The sequence below is a fragment of the Streptomyces sp. NPDC032940 genome (assembly GCF_040636935.1).
Lineage (GTDB): Bacteria > Actinomycetota > Actinomycetes > Streptomycetales > Streptomycetaceae > Streptomyces.
The window spans coordinates 1-10,358 of sequence record NZ_JBEZVJ010000063.1 but is presented as its reverse complement, the minus strand read 5'-3'; the positions used below and the strand labels follow the sequence as shown (position 1 = coordinate 10,358).

Annotated in this window: 6 protein-coding genes; all 6 read left to right on the top strand. The window is 69.8% G+C overall.

Annotation, left to right across the window (positions count from 1 at the left end):
• The coding region (locus tag AB0E77_RS33800; RefSeq protein ID WP_361578721.1) for a discoidin domain-containing protein at window positions 1-3,994 on the top strand (3,994 nt) is incomplete at its 5' end.
• Between the two features lie 73 nt (window positions 3,995-4,067).
• Complete coding sequence (locus tag AB0E77_RS33795) at window positions 4,068-5,114, top strand: LacI family DNA-binding transcriptional regulator (protein ID WP_361578718.1); 1,047 nt, start codon at window positions 4,068-4,070, stop codon at window positions 5,112-5,114.
• A gap of 176 nt (window positions 5,115-5,290) precedes the next feature.
• Window positions 5,291-6,706: an extracellular solute-binding protein gene (locus AB0E77_RS33790; RefSeq protein WP_361578715.1), complete on the top strand. Its 1,416-nt coding sequence runs from the start codon at window positions 5,291-5,293 to the stop codon at window positions 6,704-6,706.
• 121 nt (window positions 6,707-6,827) lie between these two features.
• On the top strand, window positions 6,828-7,787 hold the full coding sequence (locus tag AB0E77_RS33785; protein WP_361578712.1) for a sugar ABC transporter permease: 960 nt from the start codon (window positions 6,828-6,830) through the stop codon (window positions 7,785-7,787).
• Window positions 7,788-7,804: 17 nt separating this feature from the next.
• The gene (locus AB0E77_RS33780; RefSeq protein WP_361578709.1) at window positions 7,805-8,680 is read left to right on the top strand and encodes a carbohydrate ABC transporter permease; all 876 of its coding nucleotides are present in this window, start codon (window positions 7,805-7,807) and stop codon (window positions 8,678-8,680) included.
• A 112-nt stretch (window positions 8,681-8,792) separates the two neighbouring features.
• Window positions 8,793-10,358 (top strand): glycoside hydrolase family 13 protein (locus AB0E77_RS33775; protein ID WP_361578706.1); only part of this gene is annotated, 1,566 nt, incomplete at its 3' end.

The following is a 10,358-nucleotide window of genomic DNA, read 5'->3' as shown; positions in this document are numbered from 1 at the left end:
CAACGACCGGCTCGCCGCCCTCGTCGCCCACCTCGTCCGCGCCGACCTGCTGGTGCTGCTCTCCGACGTCGACGGCGTCTACGACGGCGACCCGAAACCCGGCTCGGGCAACACCGTCACGGTGAGCTTCCCCGCCACCCAGACCCGCTTCGTGCGGGTCGCCATCACCGCCAACTCCGGCTGGCAGGCGGCCCAGTTGTCCGAACTGGAGGTGCACGCGGCCGGGGAGTCCTCCGTCAACCTGGCCCGTGGACGCACCTTCACCGCGAGCAGCCAGACCGAGGTCTACAGCCCCGTCAACGCCGGTGACGGCAACAAGGCCACCTACTGGGAGAGCCGCAACAACGACCTCCCCCAGTGGCTGCAGACCGACCTGGGCTCCGCCGTGCGCGTCGACCGGGTCGTCCTGCGCCTCCCCGACGGCTGGGGCACCCGCACCCAGACCCTGAAGCTCCAGGGCAGCACCGACGGAACGGACTTCACCGACCTGACCGCGAGCAGGACCTACACGTTCGCGCCCGCGGACGGCAACTCGACGACCGTCTCCTTCGACGCCGCCACCACCCGCTACGTCCGCGTCCTGGTCACCGCCAACAGCGTCCAGCCCGCCGCCCAGGTCTCCGAGCTGGAGGTCTACGGGCCCACCACCGGCGACACCCAGGCGCCCTCCGCCCCGGCGCACCTGGCGCTCACCGAACCCGGCACCGGCCAGGTCCGCCTGACCTGGGACGCGGCCACCGACGACACCGGCGTCACCGCCTACGACGTCTACGCCGACGGTGACCTGCTCACCTCGGTCGGCGGCGACGTCACCACGTACACCGACACCCGGCCCGCCGGCACCCGCGTCAGCTACTTCGTGCGCGCCAGGGACGCGGCCGGCAACCAGTCCCCGGACAGCAACACCGTGACCCGGGCCGCCGCCGACGGCGACACCGAGGCCCCCACCGCCCCGGCCAACCTGTCCCTCACCGAGCCCGAGGCGGGCCGTATCCGCCTCACCTGGGAGGCATCCGCCGACAACAAGGCCGTCACCGGGTACGACGTCTACGCCGACAACACCCGGCGCGCCTCCGTCGCCGGCGACGTGACCACCTGGACGGACACCCAGCCGGCCTCCGCGACCGTCACCTACACGGTGCGCGCCAAGGACGCGGCCGGCAACCAGTCGCCGCCCAGCAACCAGGTGACCCGCAACGGCGGCGGGGCCGCCTCCGACCTGGCGGTGGGCAAACCCATCGAGGCCTCCTCCGTGATCCACACCTACGTCGCGGCCAACGCCAACGACAACAACACGGCGACGTACTGGGAGGGCGCCGCGGGCAGCTACCCGAACACCCTCACCGTCAGGCTCGGCGCCGACGCGGACGTCGACCGGCTGGTGCTGCGCCTGAATCCCGACTGGCCCGCCCGCACCCAGACCATCGAGGTCCAGGGCCGGGGGCAGAGCGACACCGGCTTCACCTCGCTGGTCGCCGCCAAGGAGTACGCGTTCGGCCCGGCCGGACAGAACACCGTCACGATCCCGGTCGGCAAGCGCACCGCCGACGTGCGGCTGCGCTTCACCGCCAACAGCGGGGCGACGGCCGGGCAGATCGCCGAGTTCCAGGTCATGGGCGTCGCCGCGCCCAACCCGGACCTGGAGGTGACGAAGCTGACCACGTCACCGGCGGCGCCCGTCGAGTCGGACGACATCACCGTCTCCGCGACCGTCCGCAACAGCGGGGCGGCCGACGCGCCGGCCAGCAAGGCCGCCGTACGGCTCGGCGGATCCACCGTGGCCACCGCCCAGGTGGGGGCGCTGGAAGCGGGGGAGCAGACCACGGTCACCGCGTCCCTCGGCACCCGCGAGGCGGGCACCTACCCGCTGAGCGCCGTCGCCGACGACGGTGACGCGGTCATCGAGCAGAACGAGACCAACAACACCTACACCAGCCCGGACGCCCTGGTCGTCAAGCCGGTCGCCAGCTCGGACCTGATCGCCGCGTCGGTGAGCACCTCCCCGTCCTCCCCGGCCGCCGGGGACGACGTCACCTTCCGCGTCGCCCTCAAGAACCAGGGCACGGTGGCCTCCGCGGACGGCGACCACCGGATCACCCTCACCCTGACCGACAGCAAGGGCGCCACCGTCAAGACCCTGACCGGCACGCACTCCGGCGCCATCGCCCCCGGCGCCACCACCGGCGCCGTGGAGCTCGGTACCTGGAAGGCGGTCGACGGGTCGTACAGCGCCAAGGTCGTCGTCGACCCCGACGCCCAGGAGATACCGGCCAAGCGGGACAACAACACCTCCGTCAAGCCCCTGTTCGTCGGGCGCGGCGCCGGCATGCCGTACGACATGTACGAGGCGGAGGACGGCACGCTCGGCGGCGGTGCCGAGGTCGTCGGGCCCAACCGGACCGTCGGCGACCTCGCCGGCGAGGCCTCGGGCCGCAAGGCGGTCACCCTGACCGGCACCGGCCAGTACGTCGAGTTCACGACCCGGGCCAGCACCAACACCCTGGTCACCCGCTTCTCGATCCCGGACGCGCCGGGCGGCGGCGGCATCGACGCGACGATCAGCGTCTACGTCGACGGCGTCAGGAAGAAGTCGCTGCCGCTCACCTCGAAGTACGCCTGGCTGTACGGCGCGGAGACCGCGCCCGGCAACGCCCCCGGCTCGGGAGCGCCGCGCCACATCTACGACGAGGCGCACCTTCTGCTGGGCGAGACCGTCCCGGCGGGCAGCAGGATCCGGCTCCAGAAGGACGCCGCGGACACCACGGACTACGCGATCGACTTCGTGAACCTGGAGCAGGCCACCGCGGTGCCCAACCCGGACCCGGCCGCCTACGCGGTGCCCGCCGGCTTCACGCACCAGGACGTGCAGAACGCCCTGGACCGGGTCCGCATGGACACCACCGGGAAGCTGGTCGGCGTGTACCTGCCGCCCGGCGACTACCAGACGTCGAGCAAGTTCCAGGTGTACGGCAGGGCGGTGAAGGTGGTCGGCGCCGGTCCGTGGTTCACCCGGTTCCACGCGCCCTCGACGCAGGACAACACCGACATCGGCTTCCGCGCCGACGCGACGGCGAAGGGCTCGTCCTTCGCGAACTTCGCCTACTTCGGCAACTACACGTCCCGGATCGACGGGCCGGGCAAGGTGTTCGACTTCGCCAACGTGTCGGACATCGTGATCGACAACATCTGGAACGAGCACATGATCTGCCTCTACTGGGGCGCCAACAGCGACCGGATCACCATCAAGAACTCGCGGATCCGGAACCTGTTCGCCGACGGGATCAACATGACCAACGGCTCGACCGACAACCTCGTCTCCAACAACGACGCCCGCGCGACCGGTGACGACAGCTTCGCGCTGTTCTCGGCGATCGACGCCGGCGGCGCGGACATGAAGAACAACCTGTACGAGAACCTGACGACCACGCTGACCTGGCGTGCCGCGGGCGTCGCCGTGTACGGCGGCTACGACAACACCTTCCGCAACATCCGTATCGCGGACACCCTGGTGTACTCCGGCATCACCATCTCGTCGCTGGACTTCGGCTACCCGATGAACGGCTTCGGGACCGAGCCGACGACCTTCGAGAACATCTCGGTCGAACGGGCCGGCGGGCACTTCTGGGGCGGCCAGACCTTCCCGGGCATCTGGGTGTTCTCGGCGTCCAAGGTGTTCCAGGGCATCCGCGTCAACCACGTCGACATCGTCGATCCGACCTACAGCGGCATCATGTTCCAGACGAACTACGTGGGAGGGCAGCCGCAGTTCCCGATCAAGGACACGGTCTTCACCGATGTCTCCGTCACGGGCGCCCGCAGGAGCGGTGACGCCTACGACGCCAAGTCCGGCTTCGGTCTGTGGGCCAACGAGATGCCCGAATCGGGGCAGGGCCCGGCGGTCGGCGAGGTCACCTTCAACGGGCTGAGGCTCGAGAACAACGCCGTGGACGTCCGCAACACGACCTCCACCTTCAAGATCGACATCAACCCGTAATCGGCTCGGTCCTGTCGAGGATCGATGCAGCGTAGCGCAAGCCCTTGCGGGGGTTTGCGCTACGCTTGCGTGTATGACGCGACGACTTGCTCAAGTGGCGAAGAAGGTTGGGGTCAGCGAGGCCACGGTCAGCCGGGTCCTCAACGGCAAGCCGGGGGTCTCGGAGGCGACTCGGCAGTCGGTGCTGACGGCGCTGGACGTTCTGGGGTACGAACGCCCGACGCAGCTGCGCGGGGAGCGGGCCCGACTGGTGGGTCTGGTCCTGCCCGAACTGCAGAACCCGATCTTCCCGGCGTTCGCCGAGGTCATCGGGAGCGCGCTGGCGCAGCAGGGGCTGACGCCGGTGCTGTGCACGCAGACCAAGGGGGGCGTCTCGGAGGCCGACTACGTCGAGCTGCTGCTCCAGCAGCAGGTCTCCGGCGTGATCTTCGCGGGCGGGCTGTTCGCGCAGGCGGACGCCCCGCACGAGCACTACCGGCTGCTGGCCCAGCGGCGCATCCCCGTCGTCCTGATGAACGCGGCGATCGAAGGGCTCGACTTCCCGAGCGTCGCCTGCGACGACGCGGTGGCGACCGAGCAGTCCTGGCGCCACCTCGTCTCGCTCGGCCACGAGCGCATCGGGCTGGTGCTCGGCCCCGCCGATCACATCCCCTCCCGCCGCAGGCTCGGGGCGGCCACCAAGGCCGCCGGCGGCTTCCTGGCCCCCGAGTTCGCGCAGCGGTCGATGTTCTCCCTGGAGGGCGGACAGGCGGCGGCCTCGCGGCTGCTGGACGCGGGGGTGACGGGCATCGTGTGCGCCAGCGACCCGCTGGCCCTCGGTGCGGTGCGGGCCGCCCGCCGGCGGGGCCTGAGGGTGCCGGAGGACGTGTCCGTGGTGGGGTACGACGACTCCGCCTTCATGACGTGCACCGAGCCGCCGCTGACCACGGTGCGCCAGCCCATCGAGGCGATGGGGCGGGCCGCGGTCGAACTGCTCGCGGCCCAGATCCAGGGCAGCGACGTCCCGCACAGTGAGCTGCTGTTCGAACCGGAACTCGTCGTTCGGGCCTCGACCGCGCAGGCGGCCGGCCTGCGGGCCGCGACTGCCCCTGCCGCCGCGGACCTGGTGGCCGGTGCCTGACGGATTCTTGCCCCGCCGGATGCGCCCTCTGTCCGGCCCTCCCGAGTGGTTGTCAAACAATTACGAAATCAGCGCGAGATATTGCGTCCACTTGTACGTGGTGGTTGAGTGAGCGGCGCCCCGGAACGCATCGGCGACGGGGCGCCTTCCACGTTCATGCCCGAAGGGGACCACCCATGAGAAGTGCTCGGTTCCGCCGTACTCGTCGTGCCGGCGTCATCACGCTCGTCTCCGCTCTCACCCTGACCGCTCTGGCCGCCTGCGGCACGAGCAGCAGCGACGACGGCGGTTCCGAAGGCAGCGGCAGCGGGTCCTCCGACCCGGCCGCGCCGCTGGACCCGAAGACCAAGGTGACGATCACCATCGACTGCATGCCGCCGGCGGCGAAGGCGGCCGAGCTGAAGGAATGGAAGGAGGACGTCGCGGAGTTCAACAAGATCTACCCCAACGTCACCGTCGAGGGCCGCTCCACCCCGGGCCAGTGCCTGGAACCCCCGCGGTTCACGGCGATGCTGAAGGCCAAGTCGCAGCCCGACGTCTTCTACACGTACTTCACCGACCTGCCCCAGGTGCTGGACAACGACGGCGCCGAGGACATCACCGCGTACGTCAACGACAAGACGGTCCCGGCCCTGGGGGACATCGACCCGAACGTCCTCGGCTCGCTCAAGCACGAGAACAAGCTCTACGGCCTGCCCACCAGCAACTACACGATGGGCCTGCTGATCAACCGCAAGCTGTTCAAGGACGCCGGGCTCGACCCGGACGCGCCGCCGCGCACCTGGGACGAGGTCCGCGCCGCCGCCAAGAAGATCGCCGGCCTGGGCGACGGCATCGCCGGCTTCGGCGAGTACAGCGCCGGCAACACCGGCGGCTGGCACTTCACCGCCCAGATGTACAGCCTCGGCGGCGACATCGTCGACGCGAGCGGCAAGAAGGCGGCGTTCGACAACGACCTGGGCAGGCAGGTCGCCGAGAACCTCCACGCCATGCGCTGGGAGGACGACAGCATGGGCAAGACCCAGCTGCTCAAGTGGGGCGACCTCCAGAAGCAGATAGCCACCGACAAGCTCGGCATGTTCCTCGCCGCCCCCGACGACATCACGTACATGGTCCAGCAACTCGGCGCGGATTACGAGAACTTCGGCATGGGCCCGATCCCCGGCGAGAAGAACACCCTGGCCGGCGGCAACAACTACATGATCAAGAAGGGAATCTCCGCCGACAAGATCAAGGCGGCGATCGCCTGGCTGAACTTCGAGAACCTCACCGTCGGCAAGGGCCAGTTCGACTGGGCCCGCAAGAAGACCGACAAGCTGCCGGTCGGCCTGCCGCAGCCCAACTTCTGGCTGAACGGGTCGAAGACGAAGGACGACGCGGCCCGCGTCGAGCACGCCACCATGCCGGTCGCCAACTTCAAGGCCTTCATGGACAACCCGGTCCCCGGCAAGGCCGAGCCGCCGAAGGCGCAGGAGGTCTACAAGGTCCTCGACAACGTGATGTCCGCGATCCTCACCAACGAGGACGCCGACGTCGACAAGCTGCTCGACACGGCCGAGAGCCAGGTCAACCAGGTCCTCGCCAACCAGTGAGCGCATCCCGGCGGGGCGGCGGCACCCGCCCCGCCGGCCACCGCCGCCCCCGGGCGGCGCGGACCAGACAACCTGTGGCATCCGGGGCGACGCCCCGGCGAACCAGCGTCAAGGAGCGACGATGTCGGCCCCCAGCGTGACCCCGAGCAAGGCGGCCAGCCACCGCCGGACCCCGCCGCGCGCGGCGGACCCCGTGCCGCCAGGCGGCCGTTTCGCCAAGAGCCTGCGGCGCAACCTCACGGCCCACGGATTCCTGATCGGCGCGGTGCTCTGCTTCGCCGTCTTCTCGTGGTACCCGATGATCCGCGAGTTCTTCCTCGCCTTCCAGAAGACCGAGAACGGCGAGACCAGCTGGGTGGGGATGGACAACCTCACCACCGTCCTCAACGACCCGGCGTTCGGGCAGGCCTGGCGCAACACCCTGCTGTTCACCGTGCTCGCCCTGGTCTTCGGCTTCGCCGTTCCGTTCGTCGTCGCCGTCGTCATCAACGAGTTCCGGCACGGCAAGGGATATCTGCGGCTTCTCGTGTACCTGCCGGTGATGCTCCCGCCCGTCGCGTCGGTGCTGCTGTTCAAGTACCTCTACGACCCGGGGTACGGACTGCTCAACGAACTGTTCGGCTTCTTCGGCCTGCCCGAGCAGCAGTGGCTCCAGGACCCGGACACCTCGATGCTCTCCATCGTCCTCGCCTCCACCTGGATGAACATGGGCGGCGCCGCCCTCATCTACCTCGCCGCCCTCCAGGGGATCCCCGGCGAGCTCTACGAGGCGGCGGAGCTGGACGGGGCCGGGGTGCTCCGCAAGATCTGGCACGTGACGATCCCGCAGACGCGGCTGATCCTGTCCCTGATGCTGCTGATGCAGATCATCTCCACCATGCAGGTCTTCGTCGAGCCCTTCCTGCTCACCGGCGGAGCCGGCCCCGAGGGCTCCACCACCACGGTCGTCTACCTCATCTACCAGTACGCCTTCAACTTCAACAACTACGGTGCCGCGGCGGCCCTCGGGCTGCTCCTGCTCGTCATTCTCGCCGGGTTCTCGGCGGCATACGTCAAGCTCAACCGCGCCGAGAACGAGTAGGAACCGGAGCCCCCAGCATGTCCACACGCACGCTCATCTCACCGGCCCAGCTCGCCAGGCCCCGCGGCAAGGCCGTCTACTGGGTGACGTTCGCCGTCGTCGTCGCGGGCTTCACCCTGGTGTTCCTCGGCCCCTTGTACTGGATGGTCTCCAGCGGCTTCAAGGACACGCAGGAGGTCGTCCAGACCCCGCCCACGCTGGTGCCCGGCTCGTTCGAACCGGACAACTACTCCAGGGCCTGGGAGGTGATGGACCTCGCCAGGCTGCTGTTCAACACCCTGTACTACGCGTTCGGCGCCCTGGCCTTCCAGCTCGTCCTCGACGTCGCCGCGGCGTACTCCCTGTCCAAGCTCCGCCCCGTCTTCGGCAAGGCCGTCCTCGGCGCGATGCTGGCGACGCTGATGATCCCCGCGACCGTCCTCGTCGTCCCCCAGTACCTCACCGTGCTCGACGTGCCCGTCGTCGAACGCAACCTGCTCAACACGCCCTGGGCCATCTGGCTGCCGTCGGTGACGAACGCGTTCAACATCTTCCTGCTGAAGCGGTTCTTCGACTCGATACCCAAGGAACTGCTGGACGCCGCCGCCATGGACGGCGCGAGTCCGATGCGCACCCTCTGGTCGATCGTGCTGCCGATCTCCCGCCCGATCCTCGGCGTGGTCTCCATCTTCGCGATCGTCGGGGTCTGGAAGGACTTCCTCTGGCCGATGCTCACCCTGCCCGACCCGGCCATGCAGACCCTGAACGTCGGCATCTACTCGCTCTCCAACGGCGTACCGATGAACGTGCTGATCGCCGCGCTCACCATCGCCTCACTGCCGACGCTGCTGATCTTCCTGATCTTCCAGCGCAACATCATGAGCGGCCTCACCGCCGGCGGGCTCAAGGGCTGACCTTCCGCGGCCCCGCACCCCGCCCCCTCCCAAGCCTTCGCCGCCGGCCCGTCCGACGCCCCGCTTCCGGGCCGGCGGCGAAGACCCACCCTGCCCGAAAGGAACCGCACCCGTGGCAGCCCCTCTTCCGCCCCGCACCGACGACTGGTGGCGTGACGCCGTCATCTACCAGGTGTACCCACGCAGCTTCGCCGACGGAGACGGCGACGGCACCGGGGACCTGGCGGGCGTCCGGGCGAGACTGCCCTACCTCGCCGCTCTCGGCGTCGACGCCGTATGGTTCACCCCCTGGTACGCATCCCCCCTGGTCGACGGAGGCTACGACGTGGCCGACTACCGCGTCATCGACCCCGCCTTCGGCACCCTGGACGACGCCGAGAAGCTGATCGCCGACGCCGCCGAACTCGGCATCAGGGTCATTGTCGACATCGTCCCCAACCACGTCTCCGACCAGCACGCCTGGTTCCGAGCCGCCCTCGCCGCAGGTCCCGGCAGCCCGGAACGGGAGCGCTTCCACTTCCGGCCGGGCCGGGGCGTGAACGGCGAACTCCCGCCCAACGACTGGCCGTCGCAGTTCTCCGGGAACACCTGGACGCGGGTGCCGGACGGCGAGTGGTACCTGCATCTGTTCACCCCCGAGCAGCCCGACCTGAACTGGGCCCACCCCGACGTCCGCCGCGAGCACGAGGACATCCTCCGCTTCTGGTTCGGCCGGGGCGTCGCCGGCGTGCGCATCGACTCCGCGGCCCTGCTGGTGAAGGACCCGGCGCTCCCCGACTTCGAGGAGGGCGTCGACCCCCACCCGTACATCGACCAGGACGAGATCCACGACATCTACCGAGCCTGGCGGGCGATCGCCGACGAGTACGGCGGCGTGTTCGTCGGCGAGGTGTGGCTGCCCGACGCGGAGCGCTTCGCCCGGTACCTGCGCCCCGACGAACTGCACACCGCCTTCAACTTCACCTACCTCACCTGCCCCTGGGACCCGGACCGCCTGCGCGCCGTCATCGACTCGACCCTCGCCGAGCACGCCCCCGTCGGCGCCCCCGCCACCTGGGTCCTCGCCAACCACGACGTCACCCGCACCGTCACCCGCTACGGCCGCGCCGACACCGGCTTCGACTTCGCGGCCAAGGCGTTCGGCACCCCGACCGACCTCGCGCTCGGCACGCGCAGGGCACGCGCCGCCGCCCTGCTGACCCTGGCCCTGCCCGGCTCCGTCTACCTCTACCAGGGCGAGGAACTGGGCCTGCCGGAAGCCGACATCCCCCTGGACCGCATCCAGGACCCGATGCACTTCCGCTCCGGCGGCACCGATCCGGGACGCGACGGCTGCCGGGTGCCGCTGCCGTGGACGGCCGACCCGCCCTGGTGGGGCTTCGGTTCGACGACCGAGCCGTGGCTTCCGCAGCCACGGGACTGGCCCGAGTACGCCGTCGAACGCCAGCTCGCCGACCCGGAGTCGATGCTCACCCTGTACCGCGAGGCCCTCGCGATGCGCCGGGCGGGCCGGGGCTTCGGCGACGGCCCCCTGACGTGGCTGCCCGCCGGGGAAGGCGTCCTCGCCTTCGCCCGCACGCACGCCGATACACAATCAGGCGCAGGCCGTGATGCGGGTGCTGAAGTCGCGGGAGACCGCCGTGCACCTGGTGACGCTGCTGGAGGAGATGCCGGTCCA